The sequence below is a fragment of the Litorimonas taeanensis genome (genome assembly GCF_003634015.1).
In the GTDB taxonomy this organism is placed as follows: domain Bacteria; phylum Pseudomonadota; class Alphaproteobacteria; order Caulobacterales; family Maricaulaceae; genus Litorimonas; species Litorimonas taeanensis.
In genome coordinates this window covers 316,000-334,222 of the sequence record NZ_RBII01000002.1, presented here as the reverse complement: position 1 = coordinate 334,222, position 18,223 = coordinate 316,000, and the positions used below count along the sequence as shown (strand labels likewise).

Annotated in this window: 17 protein-coding genes; 10 read left to right on the top strand and 7 right to left on the bottom strand. The window is 47.1% G+C overall.

The features are described from left to right. Positions 1-558, bottom strand: coding sequence for a hypothetical protein (locus DES40_RS09470; RefSeq protein ID WP_121101280.1), 558 nt, complete (start codon positions 556-558; stop codon positions 1-3). Positions 559-716: 158 nt separating this feature from the next. Further along, positions 717-926, bottom strand: coding sequence for a hypothetical protein (locus DES40_RS09465; RefSeq protein WP_121101277.1), 210 nt, complete (start codon positions 924-926; stop codon positions 717-719). Positions 927-1,115: 189 nt separating this feature from the next. Here DES40_RS09465 and DES40_RS13500 point away from each other — a divergent pair, with 189 nt between their 5' ends. Continuing rightward, entirely contained in the window at positions 1,116-1,313 is a 198-nt protein-coding gene (locus DES40_RS13500; protein WP_121101274.1) for a CGNR zinc finger domain-containing protein, read from the top strand. A gap of 84 nt (positions 1,314-1,397) precedes the next feature. Here DES40_RS13500 and DES40_RS09455 read toward each other — a convergent pair whose 3' ends face one another. The 4 genes from DES40_RS09455 to DES40_RS09440 are packed head-to-tail and all read right to left on the bottom strand — an operon-like array spanning position 1,398 to position 6,223. Then, entirely contained in the window at positions 1,398-2,801 is a 1,404-nt protein-coding gene (locus DES40_RS09455; RefSeq protein ID WP_121101272.1) for a TolC family protein, read from the bottom strand. Further along, on the bottom strand, positions 2,794-4,023 hold the full coding sequence (locus DES40_RS09450) for an ABC transporter permease (protein ID WP_121101269.1): 1,230 nt from the start codon (positions 4,021-4,023) through the stop codon (positions 2,794-2,796). The genes DES40_RS09455 and DES40_RS09450 overlap by 8 nt, the downstream gene beginning before the upstream one ends. Further along, positions 4,020-4,739, bottom strand: coding sequence for an ABC transporter ATP-binding protein (locus DES40_RS09445; RefSeq protein WP_121101266.1), 720 nt, complete (start codon positions 4,737-4,739; stop codon positions 4,020-4,022). The genes DES40_RS09450 and DES40_RS09445 overlap by 4 nt, the downstream gene beginning before the upstream one ends. An 8-nt stretch (positions 4,740-4,747) precedes the next feature. Further along, positions 4,748-6,223, bottom strand: a complete 1,476-nt coding sequence (locus tag DES40_RS09440; protein WP_121101263.1) for an efflux RND transporter periplasmic adaptor subunit — start codon at positions 6,221-6,223, stop codon at positions 4,748-4,750. A gap of 212 nt (positions 6,224-6,435) precedes the next feature. On the opposite strand from DES40_RS09440, the gene DES40_RS09435 reads away from it, so the two are divergent. From DES40_RS09435 to DES40_RS09410, 6 genes are all read left to right on the top strand, one after another. Next, positions 6,436-7,131, top strand: coding sequence for a response regulator (locus DES40_RS09435; protein ID WP_121101260.1), 696 nt, complete (start codon positions 6,436-6,438; stop codon positions 7,129-7,131). After that, positions 7,128-8,555 carry a sensor histidine kinase gene (locus DES40_RS09430; RefSeq protein ID WP_121101257.1) on the top strand — a complete coding sequence of 476 codons (1,428 nt, stop codon included), beginning with the start codon at positions 7,128-7,130 and terminating at the stop codon, positions 8,553-8,555. Before DES40_RS09435 ends, DES40_RS09430 begins: the two co-directional genes overlap by 4 nt. Positions 8,556-8,839: 284 nt before the next feature. Beyond that, positions 8,840-9,400 carry an EF-hand domain-containing protein gene (locus DES40_RS09425; protein ID WP_170144949.1) on the top strand — a complete coding sequence of 187 codons (561 nt, stop codon included), beginning with the start codon at positions 8,840-8,842 and terminating at the stop codon, positions 9,398-9,400. Positions 9,401-9,583: 183 nt separating this feature from the next. Beyond that, entirely contained in the window at positions 9,584-11,053 is a 1,470-nt protein-coding gene (locus tag DES40_RS09420) for a TolC family protein (protein ID WP_121101250.1), read from the top strand. 26 nt (positions 11,054-11,079) lie between these two features. Then, positions 11,080-12,165 carry an efflux RND transporter periplasmic adaptor subunit gene (locus tag DES40_RS09415; protein WP_233345556.1) on the top strand — a complete coding sequence of 362 codons (1,086 nt, stop codon included), beginning with the start codon at positions 11,080-11,082 and terminating at the stop codon, positions 12,163-12,165. A 2-nt stretch (positions 12,166-12,167) separates the two neighbouring features. Beyond that, positions 12,168-15,305 (top strand): efflux RND transporter permease subunit, encoded by a 3,138-nt coding sequence (locus DES40_RS09410; protein ID WP_121101233.1) that lies wholly within the window; start codon positions 12,168-12,170, stop codon positions 15,303-15,305. Positions 15,306-15,453: 148 nt separating this feature from the next. On the opposite strand, the gene DES40_RS09405 is transcribed toward DES40_RS09410, so the two are convergent. Next, a complete protein-coding gene (locus tag DES40_RS09405) occupies positions 15,454-15,675 on the bottom strand; it encodes a hypothetical protein (RefSeq protein WP_121101229.1) in 222 nt (73 codons plus the stop codon). A 118-nt stretch (positions 15,676-15,793) separates the two neighbouring features. On the opposite strand from DES40_RS09405, the gene DES40_RS09400 reads away from it, so the two are divergent. The 3 genes from DES40_RS09400 to DES40_RS09390 all read left to right on the top strand — a co-directional run bounded on the left by DES40_RS09400 (position 15,794) and on the right by DES40_RS09390 (position 18,197). Next, positions 15,794-16,921, top strand: a complete 1,128-nt coding sequence (locus DES40_RS09400) for a DegT/DnrJ/EryC1/StrS family aminotransferase (RefSeq protein ID WP_121101226.1) — start codon at positions 15,794-15,796, stop codon at positions 16,919-16,921. A gap of 92 nt (positions 16,922-17,013) precedes the next feature. Beyond that, the gene (locus tag DES40_RS09395; protein WP_121101223.1) at positions 17,014-17,223 is read left to right on the top strand and encodes a DUF2093 domain-containing protein; all 210 of its coding nucleotides are present in this window, start codon (positions 17,014-17,016) and stop codon (positions 17,221-17,223) included. After that, a complete protein-coding gene (locus DES40_RS09390; RefSeq protein ID WP_233345555.1) occupies positions 17,223-18,197 on the top strand; it encodes a M23 family metallopeptidase in 975 nt (324 codons plus the stop codon). Before DES40_RS09395 ends, DES40_RS09390 begins: the two co-directional genes overlap by 1 nt. Positions 18,198-18,223 lie beyond the last annotated feature (26 nt).

Sequence of the window (18,223 nt, the reverse complement as noted above, 5' to 3'; positions counted from 1 at the left end):
TTATCGAGACCAGCATGTGCCCGATGGCTGATCTTTAATATCGACCCACAGACTGACGGCGTCATCCGAGTCTCCCTTTTCAGACAAAACGCCATAACCTTCAACGGCCCATCCCCCGCCGTCATGAAAGCTCGCAACACGCCATTTTTTACCAAAACTTTGTGTGCAAATGCCATTCGCCTGCTTCAATGTTGAAATATCTGTGCCGCGCCAAGGGGATGATTTTGCAAGAACACCGCCGCTCCAATATTTCGAGTCACTGAGTGTTGAAGGCACTGGCGCATCAATGTCAAGAATACAAAGTAAGGGCAGGGCCGTACTACAATACGTATCTCCTTCATAGGGATTGCACATTGGATCGCCTTGCGAGGTTTTACCGCAAGACGCGGAAGCTGTATTCGTAGCGTCAAGGCTTCTTGCCGCTGTAAATGTCAAACCTTTAGGAGGGAGATTGCCATTGGTCTGTGCAATCGCAGAACACCAGACTGAAAATATCAAGAAAATGCATCCAGCTATACTCGCGAGATACCGTAACTTGGGAGAACGTAATTTGGCCATAAGCAATAATACGTGACAAACTTTATGTTCGTAACCACATGATAATGGGACTAAATGAATTTAGTTGGCTAAATAGAGTGTAGATTTAAGTGTGGGTTTAGAGGTTCTTTTGCTGACCGAAATTTTTATGATTGTCGGTTTCGTTTGCGTATGGGGACTTAAGACCATTCAGAACGATTCTTCTTTCGGCCTTCATCGTCATTAATTGTTCCTACATCATCCACCACTTTATTAAGGTAAGCTAACTTGCTAATTATTGTGGTGTAGACTTCATCCAAATACCAAATAGGCGAGGGGCTTTCAGGTTGAGACTTTATGCCTTTCACATAAATTGAACCAAGTTTATCAATCCACCTATATAGTTTCATGAGATAGATTGACGCCGTGTTTGATTGCGTCGGCGTTCAAGGCTATTTGCAAAGATCGCATCGCTAAGGGTGGTCTGCATAGCTGAGTGACCACTGTGTCAATTAACATAACATAGCCGTTTAGATTCGAAAACTGATTGTGTGTCTTAACCCTTGTCTAGATTACCAAGGAACTTACGCATTTTACTGATGATAAATGGCGCTTCTTCCATGCTGGTCGACACGCCTAAGAAACGGATAAAACAATGTGCCAATCCATCATGTATTTTGACGTTCAAAGATACTTCAAAATCGGGACGTAGAAAATGGTGCAGTATGGAGGTCTGTGGCAATAGGGCTAAGGTCGCCACTCACTATAAGAAAAGGATTCTTAACGAAGGCGCTTAACCCGTATAACGCCTAGAGTTATTTATTTAGGGTATGCTAGCGTCTCGGCTGACCCTTCTAGGCCTTCAGAAGGGTGGAATGATATTAAAGCGCTGACTCAAACCCAGCGCCGCCAAGGGCAAGATATAAGGCGATACGCGCCTCTAATGTTTGGCGCTGCAATACAATTTCGGTTTGGTCGGCTTGGAAACTACGCTGACGGAAGGTTAAGACATCTAGCAAGTCAATCGCTCCTTCTTTATATTGAATTTCCGCCAACGCCAAAGTTTCACGAGCTGCATTTGCGCTCTCGGCGACATAGGGGGCTCTGCTTTCGAGTGTACGAATATCTTCAAGAGCTGATTCAACATCAAAATACGCCTCTAAAACAGATTGGCCATAATTTGCCAAAGTTTGGCGCTGGGTCGCTGTGGCAGCATCAATGCGAGCTGTATTTAGACCGCCATCGAATAATGTACCGGCGAGCCGTGCGCCCAGTGAATAGGCAATAGAAACAGGGTCAAGAATATCTCCTAAATTACTAGACCCCGTATTTATTCCGCCTGATAAAGTGAGCCCAGGCCAATTCCCTGTTCTTGCGAGGCGGGTGGATTGAAACGCGCTAAGGACATCCATTTCAGAGGCGATAATATCAGGGCGTCGCCGTAATATATCAGCCGGGGTGCCAGCAGATATATTACGAGTCATAGTCGGGAAGTCCTGTGATGTATTAATCTCACCATTTGGGTAGAGGCCCAGTAATATTTGTAAGGCCATAGCGGTATCAGTGCGTGTGGAACGAATGACAATCAACCCATCTTGAGCGCTTGCGACATCGGATTCAGCTAGAACTAATTCACGACGTGATGCAGCTCCTAAGTCATAGCGGACTTTCACAATGCGGAGTGTTTCCTCCTGCGCGGCCAGAGTCTTTTCGCTGAGTGCGATTAGAAATTCAGATTCTATAGTCAAGATATAGGCGCGGGCTACTGACGCTATTAAAGCTTGCCGCGCAGATTCATAAGTCGCTTTAGTGCTTTCTAAATTATAAGCTGACCCTAATACGCCAGCCTTTATGTCGCCCCAAAGATCGGCTTCCCAGCTTGCATTTACACCTGCGGAATAATTATCTGAAAAACTATCACCCTCAAGCGCACCGCCGCCATTGGCTGAGGTAGAATAGCCAATCGAGGGAAGAAAGCTTGAGCGGGCTTGGCGCAATAACGCGTCGGCGCGCGCCACATTTTCCTGACTAGCCCGTAAAGAGAGGTTATTTCTGAGCGCTGTTTCGATATAACTATCTAGGACTGAGTCTGAAATTAAATCTGACCATGCTGCCGCTATTTGCCCGTCGGTTTGATCCCCGAACACCCAGCTCGCAGGCGCCTCTAATGCGCTGCTTTCCTCGCGCAAGGATTCGGTTGGCGATATCCCGATATTAAGAGATGCGCAGGCTCCTAGATTTAAGGAGAGGGCCATCATAGTGGTTGTGAGTAGTATTTTAGTCATGGCGAAGCGCCTCAATAGGGTTAAGCTTGGCGGCGCGGCGGGCTGGAAAAAATCCAAAAAACAAACCGACGACTACCGCAGAGCCAATTGCGATGACAGCGATGAAGGGAGATATCTTAACTGGAAAATCACCCAGCTTAGCCGCGAGTTCAGCCGCGCCCACTCCTAAACCAGACCCCATAATTCCGCCCAGCAAGCAAAGTCCTATCGCTTCAAAAAGAAATTGTCCTAATATATCCTGACCGCGCGCGCCTATGGCCATACGGAGGCCGATTTCACGTGTGCGTTCGGTGACCGATACCAGCATAATATTCATCACGCCGACGCCGCCAACAATAAGAGACACCGCGGCTGTGAAAGCTAATAATATGCCAAATGTGGCTTGTGTACTGGACCGCGCTCGAATGAAATCAGCAATGTTGAAGACACGAAAATCATCAGTCGCACCTGGCCGGATTCGGCGCAAAGTCCGAAGTCTCTCTTCTAATTCGTCTTGTGCACGGGTCATATCATAACCTGACGTGACTGAGAGCTCTATTGATGAAACATAATTTGGCGTTGTGCTGTGCCCGCCGAGCACACGGTTCCTCGCTGTTTTAATAGGAATGACAACAACATCATCTCGGTCGCTCCCAAAATTAGATTGCCCTTTCGTGTCTAATATTCCGATGACTGTGAGTGGGACATTGTTAACGCGGATACGCTGACCCATAGCGCTTGAGCCCTCAAATAAGGTATCGGCAATTGTACTTCCGATTACGGCAACGGCGGCACCAGTGGTCACGTCAATGTCTTCGAGGACACGGCCTTCCTGTGCTTGCCAATCTTGACTAATAAAGAAATCGGCGTTGACGCCATAAATGCTCGTTGTCCAATTTGTTTCGCCTGCGACAACAGTGCCCGACCCATTAATACGTCCTGTGACGGCGAGGGCATAAGGCTCGCTCCTTAGAGCTTCAAGGTCGCTATCCGTGAAAGGAGTGGCGCTACCCGCCCCTGATGAGCGTCCACCGCGTCGATCGGCTCCTGGCCGCACCGTAAGATTGTTGGCGCCCAGTGAAGAAATTTGTTCATCGACCTGTCGGGCCGCGCCTTCACTGATTGCCATCATAGCCATGACAGAGGCGACGCCAATCATAATGCCTAGCATGGTCAAGAAACTACGCATAGGATTAGAGCGCAAAGCCTCTATTGCGGATCTGAGTGCGACGCCGTATTTCATGGCTTTGCCCTTTCATCCCGTTCAATTTGTCCGTCTCTGAAATGGATTTGCCGTGCAGCGTACTCAGCGACTTCTGGCTCATGTGTCACAATAATAACGGTAATCCCGCTTTCTCCTAGGCCTGTTAAAAGCGCCATAATTTCTTCGGATGTTTTAGTGTCGAGCGCGCCCGTGGGCTCATCCGCTAGGATGATTGACGGAGACCCTGCCAAAGCGCGAGCGATCGCAACGCGCTGTTGTTGCCCACCAGAGAGCTGCATCGGACGATGATCCATCCGGTCGCCCAGACCAACCATTTTCAAACACTCCGCTGCGCGGGCGTCTATATCGCTCAGGGGTTTACGAGAATAACGCAGAGGTAGTTTAACATTAGTGAGAGCTGAGGAGCGCCCTAGCAAGTTGAATTGTTGAAAGACGAAACCAATTGTTTCATTGCGTAGATCAGCCAAATCATTTGGTTTTAGCGTGGCTAAATTTCGGCCATTAATTTCCAAAGTTCCAGATGTTGGGACGTCAAGTGCGCCAATTAGGTTCATTAACGTGGATTTGCCAGACCCTGACGGGCCCATAATTGCCGTCATTTCTCCACGATGAAAATCGACATTAACCCCGCGTAGGGCGTGAACTTTCTGAGTTCCCATGACATAAGTCTTGGTTACATCCCGACATGAAATGAGGGCAGGAGAAGGCGAGGAAGATTGAGACACTGTGTCCATTGGGAGGCCTATTCGCCCGTCGCATTCAAGCGAGCACGTGTGACAAATTCTTGCCCTGCCTCAGCGCCACGTAAAATTTCAGCAAAGGAGCCATCTTGCAAGCCCAAGACTAAAGATTGCTTTTCAAGTTTTCCGTCTACAGTTTGTTTATAGACTTCGACTTGCGTGACTGTAGCACGGGCCTTCATTGCTTCTTGAACCTGCTTATACTCGGCATCGGTTAAATTACGTAAAAGGACTTTGTCCGTGGCAGCTTGGATGCGTTGACGCATTTGAGCGCGATCAAATTGTGCGCGCTCGCCCATAGATTCACGCACGGCGGCCATTTCTTTTTGTAAATCTGCTTGAATGGCGGCTTTTTTGTCGTCGTCAATGTTAATGCCATTTAGTAATTGAGCTCCGCCGCCTCTTTGTCCACCACCGCGCGGGCCTCTCTGACCAGCTTCTGCCGCAGCCGCTTCGATTACTTCAGGGCCATTGGCTGGCGGACGAAAACGAATGGCAGATTCCGCTATTCTCAAAACATTTTCTCGCTTGTCGGCCGTTACCTCAACATTCGCCGTCATTCCCGGCAAAAGGCGGCCAGATGGATTTTTGGCTTCGATAACCACTGTGTAGGTAACAACATTTTGCAGAGTCTCGGAGGCCAAACGAACCTGTTCAACAGTCCCTTTAAAGGTTTGGTCAGGATAAGCATCCACGGTAAATTCCGCTGAATCTCCAGTATTGATTCCGCCAATGTCACTTTCAACTACAGCGGCATCAATCCGGATGTCTTCTAGATCCTGAGCGATTGTGAAAAGAACAGGAGCAGAAAAACTGGCTGCCACAGTCTGACCGACATCGACATTTCTGGAAATTACGACTCCATCGATGGGAGAGCGAATGATTGTGCGCTCAAGATCAACTTGGGCAGAGCGGAGTGAAGCTTTGCGTTGCGAAAGAGTTGCATTAGATGTTCTGAGTTGGGCTCGACTAACATCCAAATTCGCTTTGGCGACGGCGAGGGCACGTTCATTATCTTCTAGTGTCGAGCGGGCCACAGCATCAGCGGCGTATAAGGCTTGTTGCCGTGCAAAATCCCTTTCAGCTTGCGCAAGTGTGGCTTCGGCACTGGCAATATTAGCTTGCTGGACTGCGAGATTGGCTTCAGCGCTTTGAACATCAGCATTGGCTGACTCAACGCGCGTTTCAAATGTTTGTGGGTCAATACGGGCGATAATGTCGCCTTCTTTGACTTCAGAGTTATAGTCAGCGTTTAGAGCAATAATTTGACCTGAGACTTGAGAGCCGACTTCTACTGTTGTTAGGGCACGAACCGCCCCAGAAGCGGATACAATTTGTGCGACTTCGCCAGATTCGACGCGCGCCGTCTCAATGTCAAAAGTGCCGCTATCTGCGGCAGATTCTGGTCTTAAAAAAATGGCCCAAATTGAGGCGGCAGCAATAATCACACCCGCTAGGTAAAAATATTTTTTTGACATTCTCGACTTTCAAATTCTACGTCTAATTACTGCGAGTTCATGAGTAGATTATCAAGGCTTCATAATGCATACCAATATCAAACCGTGCCAAATTGTATCAATTAGAATTACATTTGATACAATTTGCGGATAGTTAATTGAGAAGAAGGTGCCAAGGTTAGGGCATGGCTCAGAGGTAGATGGGTTGTGATGGGCGTGAATAGGAATGACGAATGACGCATATCTTAGTGGTTGATGACCAGCCAGACATTCGAGATGCCTTATGCGAGCATTTAGAGCGCAATGGATTTTCAGCGACTCCAGCGGCAGATGCCATGCAGGCCCGCGAGTTGTTGAATGCTAGCCCTGTTGATCTCGTTGTTCTGGATATAATGATGCCCGGCGAGACAGGGTTGAGTTTATGTAAGTCCTTATCTGAAACCTCAGAAACACCTGTAATTTTATTGACGGCCCTAGCAGATGATACGGACCGAATTATTGGTCTTGAAATTGGCGCAGATGATTATGTGACCAAGCCATTTAATCCACGTGAACTTGTTGCGCGCATCCGTTCTGTCCTTCGGCGTACCTCAAAACAAAGCCCATGCCAAGAGACGCGAAATATCGTATTTGGTCCTTGGAAATTGGACGTTGAATCAGGCGAGTTATTCAGTGACGATTCAGGTATTGTCACGCTGAGCACGGGCGAGCTTAGACTATTGAAAGTGTTCGTTGAACATGCAGGTGAAACCCTGTCGCGCGATGATTTGTTTAACCTTACAAAAGGTCGTGACGGCTTTGCCTTTGAGCGCAGTATCGATAATATGATTTCACGTTTGCGCCGAAAAATCGAAATTGATCCTTCCCATCCTACATATATTAAAACTGTTTGGGGCGATGGGTATCGTTTTATTGCGGATATATCATGACGCCGAAACGCCTATATCCGCGTACGCTTGCGGGGCAGTTAATTGCCTTACTCTTTGGGGTGCTAATCATTGCACAGCTTATCAACTTGGTTTTGCTTGTCGGTACGCAAAGATTTCAAGCGCGGGCTAATGCATTTAATACCGCCATGGAACACACGGCGCGCCTGATAGCAGAATTACCAGAGGACCGACCGATAGAGCTACCCTATGTACTGCCCAGAGAGCGTGGGAGCGTAAGGGGAGTTTTCTTTGTCTCTAGGGACAACCAAGTGAGCACAAATGATGGCGGCATTGATCAGCCGCGATATGAGCCGCGTTTTCGTACACTCCTTGAGGAGCGAGATATCACGCCGCTGCGGACCTCAATCGTTTTTTTTCCTAACAGACCCCCTCGGCATCCTATGAGTGATTATGGGTCTGCCATGCAACACGGCGGCACGAGTACGACCGAGACTTCGCCTAGTCCTAATAATATTCGTGATAGGCGCTCCGAGCTTCAAGAAATTCGTCTATCGGTGGAGCTAGAGCCTGGGGTTTGGTTTAATGCTATGTTGCCCCGTCTGCCGACTGAGTCTTTAACGGGGCGAATTTTGCTCGCAACGAGTTTGCTTTTGGGCTTGTCTTTGTTGGCGGTCTGGTTTTTTGCCCGCCGTATATCTCGCCCAATTTCAAGCTTTGCCTTAGCAGCAGAGCGGCTTGGGCGCGGAGAAGATCCAGAGCTATTATCAGAAACAGGCCCAGACGATATGCGTCTTGCCGCTAGTGCCTTTAATACAATGCAAACTCGTGTAACCCGAATGCTAGAAACGCAGCGCACAATGCTTCGTGCTGTCGGCCATGATTTGCGTACCCCGCTCACCTCTTTGCGGCTTCGGGCCGAAAACATTGCTGATGACATAGAGCGGGAGAAAGTCATATCGACACTCGCGGATATGACTGTGATGACCGAAGAAATTCTGAGTTGGGCCAAAGATGCGTCAGGTACTGAATCTCTTGCTTCTGTTGACTTGAGGTCATTTCTCGAAAGTCTGACGGATGACTATCAAGACCAAGGACATGATGTTTTCTTGCATGATTTTGAATCTTTTACTGTCAAAATTCGCCGAACCTCTATCAAGAGAGCTTTGCAAAACCTTATCAATAACGCTCTTCAATTCGGGCAATCTGCAAGTGTATCCGTTACATGTGCTAATAACATGGTGAATATTGATATTGCCGATACAGGGCCCGGCGTTACTGAGGTCCAGCTTACAGAAATCCTAAAGCCTTTTGTGCGCCTTGAAACGTCGCGCAGTAAAGACACTGGCGGCACGGGCTTGGGGCTGTCCATTGCAAATTCGATTGCGCAAATTCACGGTGGAACGCTTACGCTTTCCAATCAAAAGCCAAATGGGTTGCGAGCGACCCTAAGCTTGCCAATCTAAACTTCAGGTAATCTTGTATCTGCATTGATACATCTTCATACAAATTAAGGCTGAATTTTTAGAGGCGTTCTCCGTAAAAGAAGGGGGTCGATAAGAATAGGATAGCTAATGCCCGCCCCGTGGAAACTGGTATGCGAACATAATCTCTCCCTTGGTATGGTTCGTGTTATGAATGGCGCTATCCTTCTCTTATCGACACGCCTATTTTCGAAATGTGTCCGTTTGCCTCATCTCATGTGATGCGCACACCTTATTGTGACACTGATTTTACTGGGATTAACATCATGAATACTGCATCTCTCCGCCGCGCAAACTTTGCTCTGGCGATAATGGCTGTTGCAAGCCTTACATTATCTGCCTGTGCCACTAAATCTGATCGTCGTGGCCCCCCAGCTGATGGAGAACGAAGAGGAGGGCAAGCGCGGCAATCTGGCACTTTTATGCAGCCAATCGCCGTTTTATTGGCCGATATGGATGCGAACAAAGATAAAATGACGACACTTGAAGAGCTTCATGCGGGCGCCGAGATTGAATGGTCAAAGTTTAACCGTAACCCTAGCGCTGCCTATTTTGCACAATGGAGTATGACTAACCTGGGGTCTACTGATGCGATGCCGAGTTTCATGAGTTTTGATAGAGATTTTAACGGTGTTATCACTGAGGCCGAATTTAATAAACGACTTGAAGGTGAATTTAAGGCTTTGGATAAAAATGCTGACGGTAAAGTAGAGCGCTCAGAATTAATTGTCGCCTTCGCAGCTCCACAAGGTGAGCGCTCCCGCAATACGGAACAACAAGGCCGAGGCGGCGGACGGGGGCAGGGCGGCGGTAGACCTCCGAGATAATCAGAAACTATGGCGTTAAATCTGCACTGATATTTAGTTCTGTGCAGGTTATAGCGTGCGGAAAGTGAACCTTGATATTTATTGCGGTAAATAAAAAGGCGACCTCACGAGATTGTCAGTTGGCGTCGGGAGTTATCTTGATATCCTTATTGCTACTGCATCTCATTAAGAAAATTGCGTATTATGAACTCGGCACCCCATATAATATTCAGCAAATTCTATGCTGCCAGTTTAACTGGGCTCGCCTTAACGTTGTCGGCTTGTGCCACGCCGTCTGTACCGCCGAAGCCAGAATTCACGTCTCAAATTGTTACGCAAAATACTTTTGCCAATGCTGTGCAAGAAGGCGAGCAAAGCGTGCCTGATTGGTGGAGTAGTTTCGACGACCCGATCTTAGAAAGTCTTGTCGACACGGCCCTGCGAAACAACCGAAATATTGACGTTGCCGCCGCGAATTTAAGGGCCGCTGATGCACTTGTCAGAGCTGCGAGGCTAGGGAAATCATATAGTACCTCGACCTCTGTTGGTGCTGACCTAGGGCGTTCAACGGGGGCGAATAATGACGTTGAGTTGAACCTATCAGGCGGCATAGCGGGTAGCTGGGAATATGATGCTTTTGATCGAATAGAGTCGCAAATTAAAGCGGCTGAATATAATCGAGAATCTGTTTTACAAGCGCAGCGGGATATTGCCGTACTTGTCGCAGCTCAGACTGCTCAGGCCTATGTTGATCTCCGGGGAGCGCAGCAGCGCTTAGCGGTTGCCCAGCAAAATGCTGAACTTCAAGCGGAAGCTCTTAGCCTCATTCAAGAGCTGGTTGATAATGGGCGCTCTAGTGATCTAGACCTTCATCGTTCAGAAACGCTTTACCGTACCACGCTTGCGTCGCTGCCTCTCTTTCAAGCCACTATCCAAGTATCTATTGCACAATTGGCGGCTTTAACTGGCGTGGCTGCAAATGAAGCAAGTTCAGCTTTGCCAGAGTTAACGTCAGTTGGTCAAATTCCTAGTCTCTTATCTGAGGTTGCGACGGGTTCCCCTCAAGACCTAATAAACCGTCGTCCAGACATTCGGCAGGCCGAGGCCGAAATTTCTCGTCGTTTGGCGTTAAGTGATGTCGAACGCGCGCGTTTGTTTCCTCGCATTGTCTTTAACACAGATATAAGTGCTTTGTTCAATGGGGCCAATCGACTCGATCAATTGAGTAGCATTGGGTTTGGTCTTGGTCCCACTATTTCTTGGGAAGGCCCAGACCTAAGAGCCGTCCGAGCCGATATTGATATCAGTGATGCGCAAACAGAGGCAGCGATCTCGCAATATGAGCAAACACTCTTAACGGCTCTGTCAGATGTTGAGATGGCTTTGGCGCGGTACGGACGGGAAATGGAGCGTCGAGAAGATTTGGAAAAGGCTTCTCATGCGGCAAAAAATGCTCTTGAACTCGCCCGCCTGCGTTTTGATGAAGGTTATGATGACTTTCTTGATGTACTGGATGCACAGCGAACATTGCTGGATGCAGAAGACGACCGTGTCCAAAATGAGGTTCTGGTGACCACTTATGCTATCTCTGCCTATCGCGCCTTAGGTGGGATGTGGACAGAGGAAGAGCTGAGTGATGAGCGAGCAGAAACTGTCAATAGCTTGACGAATTAAAGATAGATAAACTCATGAAATTAAATGTGACCATATTAACGTTCGCCTTGTTGAATGTTGCGATTTTCGCACCGTTTGCCAATGCGCAAAACTCAAAACCGGCCAACGTCTTTGCTGAAACGGTTAACGTACGCGAGTTTGCCTCCAGAATTGAGGCGCTTGGAACTTTGGAACCGAATGAACAGGTTGAGCTGACGCTAAATGCCGCGGATAGGGTTCAGAGTTTATACTTTGATGATGGGGACCGCGTTAGAGAAGGGCAAACGCTCTTGTCACTTGCACAAAATGAGCAACGTGCGCTTGTCGAAGCCGAAGATGCCAGAGTATCTGAAGCCCAACAACAGCTTGACCGAGTTAATAGATTAATTGTCAGAAACGCTGTATCTCAATCAGAAGTGGATGAGGCGCAAAGAGATTTAAACAGTGCCAAAGCGCAATTGCGGGCTGTGCAATCACGGCAAAAAGACCGCGTACTTGTCGCCCCATTTGACGGTATATTGGGATTTCGGCGCGTAAGTGTTGGTTCCTATGTTCAGCCTGGTGATGTTGTTGCGAGGCTGATTGATGACGGGGAAATGAATTTGGAATTTTCAGTGCCATCAACTTTTCTTCGTTATCTAAAACCCGGAACGCCGGTAAATGCGACAACAGATGATTGGCCCGGGGAAGTTTTTGAAGGCGAAGTGGAGACAGTTGATAATGCTATTGACCCCGTTACTCGCACTGTAAAAGTTAGAGCCAAGTTGCCGAACCCAGAGCGTTTATTGTTAACTGGAATGTTCATGGAAGTGACTCTTACGGCTGATTCAAGGTCTGTTCCCGCTATTCCAGAGGAATCTGTACAACCTGTTGGTCCCCGAAATTTTGTTTATGTCATCGATACTAATGCGGGCGACCTTATTGCCACAAAAACTGAGGTTCAACTTGGCATTCATCAAGATGGTTTTGTAGAGGTACTATCGGGTATACAGGCCGGCCAAAAAATCGTGACTGAAGGCATTATCGGAATTCGTGACGGCGGCCTAGTCAAAATTCAACCCAAGTCCATTCTGTCTCCGAGCGGGTCTTCGCGTGGAGATCGAAATTTATCGACAGCTGCGGGTGAGAATTAAAAATGATCTTGTCAGATGTAGCGGTCAAACGCCCCGTTTTCGCTTCGGTCATTTCACTGATTCTCATTGTATTTGGCATTATCGCCTTTGACCGTTTGTCTCTGCGTGAGTACCCCGATATTGATTCCCCTATCGTCACCATTGACACCAATTATTCAGGTGCCTCGGCCTCTGTCGTGGAAACGCGTATCACCCAAATTATCGAAGACCGTATTGCTGGAATCGAGGGTATTCGGAATATTAATTCTTCATCATCAGATGGTCGTTCAAGCATCAGTATTGAGTTTGGCGTGGACAGAGATATCGATGCAGCAGCGAATGATATTCGCGACAGAATTTCTGGTGTTTTAGATAATTTACCCGAAGAAGCTGATCCGCCTGAGGTGGAAAAGGCTGACTCTAATGATGACGTCATTATTTGGCACAACCTCGCCAGTGAAAACCTGACGACTCCAGAACTTTCTGATTATGCTGAACGCTATTTAGTTGACCGATTTTCTGCTTTGGATGGTGTCGCGCGTGTACGCGTAGGAGGCGCTAAAAATTACGCTCTGCGGGTTTGGATTGACCGTAGAAAACTTGCAGCCCGTAATTTGACTGTAACCGATATTGAAAATGCGCTTCGATCTGAAAACATAGAGTCGCCAGCGGGAAGCCTAGAATCCAATCAGCGGACATATACGATGAGGATCGACCGGTCGTTTTATACACCAGATGATTTTGCATCTCTTGTCATTGCAGAAGGTGATGATGGTTATTTGGTGCGTCTCGGTGATGTGGCTCGAGTTGAACGCGGCACGACAGAAGATCGCAACCTATTTCGAGGAAATGGAGTCCCCATGGTTGGATTGGGTGTCGTTAAACAGTCCACTGCAAATACGGTTGATGTTGCGAAAGCCGCGAGAGACCTTGCGGATCAACTGAATGGGACATTGCCAGACGGCATTATTATTGCACGGAGTTATGACAGTTCGGTATTTATTTCCGCGTCTATTTCAGAAGTTTATCAGACGCTCTTTATCGCTGTTGGGCTGGTGACCCTTGTTATTTTCCTGTTTTTAGGGAGTCTGCGCGTTACGATCATCCCAGCCATAACAGTCCCTGTTTCAATTATAGCGACTTTTATAATTTTATTGGCACTCGGTCTTTCCATCAATCTGTTGACATTGTTAGCACTTGTATTGGCTATTGGCCTAGTGGTCGACGATGCTATCGTCGTGTTGGAAAATATTGTTCGGCGTATGGATGAATTGGGTGAAACGCCGCTCGTAGCCGCTTTTAACGGAACACGACAAGTGGGGTTTGCGGTTATTGCAACTACTATGGTTCTTGTCGCCGTATTTGTGCCAATCACATTTTTGCAGGGTGATATTGGTCGTTTGTTCAGAGAGTTTGCATTTACAATCTCGGCTGCGGTTGTTTTCTCTAGCCTTCTTGCTTTGACATTGACGCCTATGCTTGCTTCCAAACTGTTGAAGAACACTAAGGAGAAAGGCTTCTTTGCTAAAATTCCTGAGTTTATCGATAAGGGTTTCAGTGTCGTTCTTCGCGGATATAGCTGGGTTCTTGATCGCCTCATACGCCGGCCGATATTGGTTGGATTAATCCTCTTTGGCCTTATGGGTGTGACGTTTCAATTCACGCAAACCATAAAACAGGAATATGTTCCCGCTGAAGACCGTGGTGGATTTTTTGTTTCTATTCGCGGTCCTGAAGGTGCGTCATTCTCTTATATGGAGCGGTATCTTGATGAAATCGAGAGACGGTTACTGCCATTCACTGAGGCCGGTGAAATTCAGCGTCTACTCATCAGAGCCCCTGGTTTTGGTAGTAATTCATTTAACGCTGGGTTTGTTATCGTCGTTTTAGATGATTGGGCAAACCGTCGCCATGCGGATGAGATTATTGCTGACGTCAACAAACAATTATCAGATCTACCCGGCGTGAAAGCTTATGCCCGGATGCGTCAAGGTTTAGGCGGAGGTACGGGTAAGCCTATTCAATTCGTTTTAGGTGGCCCGTCTTATGAGACGCTTACAGAGTGGCGGGATATATTTGTCGCAGCTTTGGAGGAAAACAATCCAGGCCTTATTGATATAGATTGGGATTACAAAGAAACGCAGCCACAATTCAGGATCAAAGTTAACTATGACCGAGCGGCTGATTTGGGCGTACGCATCAATGACATAGGAAGTACCTTGGAAACCATGTTGGGGTCACGAAATGTCACAACTTATATTGATAAGGGGCAAGAATATGATGTGGTTCTGGAAGGTCTCCGTTCGGAACAAAATAGTCCGGGCGACGTCGATAATATCTATGTGAGATCTGACCGATCTGGCCAATTAGTGCCGCTATCCAACCTCGTTACAATTGATGCGACTGCCGATAGTGGCTCGTTAAATCGTTATAATCGCGTAAGGGCTATAACGATTGAGGTGGGGCTTGCTGAGGGGGCCTATATTGGACCCGTTTTGGATGAAATGGTAAAAACAGCCAGAGAGGTATTGCCCCAAGAGGCGACTATCGCATTCAAAGGTCAATCGTTGGACTATAAAGAGTCGGGGCAGTCCATGATTTTTGTTTTCGCTATTGGTATCGTTATCGTATTCCTTGTTTTGGCCGCGCAGTTTGAAAGCTACCGCCATCCAGTGATTATTATTCTTTGTGTACCTGCCACTGTCGCCGGCGGCCTGGTTGGGTTGTGGCTGACAGGCAACACGTTGAATATTTACACGCAAATTGCCCTGATTATGCTAATTGGTCTGGCCGCAAAAAATGGAATTCTGATTGTGGAATTTGCAAACCAATTGCGGGATGAAGGGCAAGAATTCTACGACGCTGTTAAGAATGCTGCAATGATCCGCTTTCGGCCAATTGTGATGACAAGCCTCACGACCGTAGCGGGTAGTCTGCCTCTTATCCTATCAAGTGGTGCTGGGGCGGAAACACGGGCGGCGATTGGGGTGGTTATACTTTATGGCGTTGTTGCTGCGGCCCTTATCACAGTATTATTTGTGCCGACCGCGTATGCGCTACTCGCAAAAGGTTCTGGTTCCCCATTAGATGTGACACGGCGATTGGAAAAAGAATCTAAGCCGCCAATGCAAACGCATCCAATCCCTGAGCCAGCTGAATAAGGCTTAAATAATTAAGACCTCTTCTCTTGTTATATGATTAGAGAAGAGGTCGGAAGATGATATAAACTGCGCGCGGTCTGTTTTTGATTTATAGTCAAAATAACCGCGCGCGTTTATTCTATTTAATTAAATTGAATAGATTTAGGTTTTACATCTTGTAGCTAAATGTAACCATCCAAGTGCGAGGACGTAATATCCCAAATGCGGCTATATCTTCAGCGGGTGCAAACCCTGTGAAATAGTTTTCCTCATCAGATAGATTTTGCCCTGATAGCTTCAGTGACCATGTCTCAGAGGCATCACTTAGTGCAACAATGCGTAATGGAAGTTCAGTTGGAACGTCGGCAAGATAAACTAATAAACCTAACACTAAAGACAACGCTCCATATTACTAAAGTGTATTTATATTTTCGTTGATCTGCGTGTTAAGTATCAAGGGATAAATTAATTCGCTTTAAAATAGCCCAAAAGGCACGTGTAAAAGGCTGATCTCCATGGATTTTATTGACTTAAAGGCACAGCAACTACGAATTAAGTCTGAGATTGATTTAGGAATAGAGAAAGTCCTGAGCCATGGTCGATATATTTTAGGGCCTGAGGTTCAAGAGCTTGAAGAAAAGCTCGCAGTGTTTTGTCAAACAAAACATGCTATCGCCTGTGCTAATGGCACGGACGCGTTAAGTTTAGCTTTAATGGCGTATGAAATTGGAGAAGGTGACGTTGTTTTTTGTCCATCTTTTACATTTTGTGCGACCGCAGAAAGTGTTGCCTTAACAGGTGCGACCCCCTTCTTTGTCGATATAGATAGAGAAACCTACAATCTATGTCCAAAGAGCTTACGGGCTGCTGTTGAAGAGGTCGTTCAGAAAGGCGATCTGACGGCCCGCGCAATTATAGCGGTCGATCTCTTCGGGCAATCTGCTGATTATGAAGGGATTTCTGCAATTGCGAACGAGTTTGGCTTGAAGCTGATTTCCGATTCTGCTCAGGGCTTTGGTACGACGTTGAACGGGTATCACCCTACGCACTGGGCGGATATTGCGACGACCAGTTTCTTTCCTGCCAAGCCGTTAGGTGCGTATGGGGATGGGGGGGCGCTTTTCACCAATGATGAAACGCTTACAGATCTCCTTCGATCACTTCATGTGCATGGAAAGGGCCGTAGTAATTACGATAATGTGCGTATCGGCCTAAATTCACGTTTAGATTCATTACAGGCGGCCATTCTACTGCCTAAACTAGCTATATTCTCTGATGAAATAAGCAAAAGAAACGACGTTGCAGACCGTTATACCGTAGGATTGAAAGAACACGTAAGCCGCGTGCCGACTGTAAAGCAGGGTGTTGTTTCAACTTGGGCACAGTATACAATTGAAGTTGAAAAACCTGATGCTCTTTCAGACAATTTGAAGGCTTCGGGCATACCGTCTGCGCGATATTACCCTACGCCCATACATATGCAGACTGCCTATAGACATTATCCTGTGGCCTCAGCAGGCCTTCCCGCGACAGAGGACTGTATAGGCAAAGTGATAAGTTTGCCGATGCACCCTTATTTAGATGAAGACTCCCAAGATAAAGTCATCGAAAGTGTTAAGGCAGCGATAAAGGCCTAGAGGTTAAGTTTGATAAGTGGTGAGTGAAGTTCATCGCATATTGAGATGGATATAGGCCTTCGCTTTCTAAGGTAAGTTCGATATAGGAAAGCATGAATAATTTTTTCCAAAACCAAGGTGAAGCGCAGATCCATTATGGTGATGCGGATTTTACGATTATGAAAACCGGGGCCTATGTCACCTGCGCGGTAACAGGGCAGAAAATTCCGCTTGATCGACTTCGCTATTGGAGTTCAGATCGACAAGAGGCTTATAAAGATGCTGCGGCCAGCCTAGAGGCGTTTAAAGGCGATTACGTTTGATGCGCGTATGGGCTTTAGGCGTTGCTTTGCTTGCTTTCCCTTTGGTAGCCTGCGCCGAGTCTGTGGAGAGCCAAACCGTAAAGCAGACTGATACAGCTAGGCTTCAAGAAGCAGCGCCATCTCATAACCACGTAGCAGCCCATGAAACACTTTTAGAGGCTGAAAAGCACCAAGAGACTAACTCTGCCACTACAATACCAAAAATGGGGCCTGTTCCAATTACGTGTTACGGTATTGCAGAGCAAGGTGGCTTAGTGGTTTGCCGTACAGAACCAAACGCCCAAGTGAAAATTGCTCGAGCCGAAGATGATTTCTATTTCGAGACGTCGGATGAAAATGGTATTTTATTCGTTGGATTTGATCGAGATGAAGCGACGAATTTCATTGAACACGCTGGTAATCGTGTGACGTTTGAACTTAAGCCTAGAGACTATGATACCTCACGAATTGATGGCCTGCCAAAGAACATGGTCAATGAATATACGCCTGAAGAATTAAAACGTATTCGAGCGGCTTCAGCAAAAAAGAAAATAGGGTTTGCGTCTCGGGTTCAGCCGGTGGGCTTCAAAGATGGATTTATCTACCCTATTCAAGAAGATTATATAAAAACTACGAATTTCGGAGCGCAGCGTATTCTAAATGGCGTACCGAAAAAGCCACATTACGGCGTGGACCTTGCGGCGCCGAAAGGCACGCCCATAGTGGCGCCTGCCGATGGTATTGTCAGCCTTGCCAGCGAAGATATGTATTTTGAAGGCGCTCTAATATTAATTGATCACGGGCAGGGACTTATTAGTTATTATCTTCACATGGATGACGTGATGGTTGAGGATGGGCAAGCCGTAAAACAGGGCGAACAGATTGCGACAGTTGGGTCAAAAGGCCGCTCAACTGGACCGCATTTATGCTGGCGTTTAAAATGGCGTAACCGTAATCTTGACCCTGAATTACTAACGCAATGGTCGCAAGACTGATCGCCATAGGATGTATTGAAAGCTAG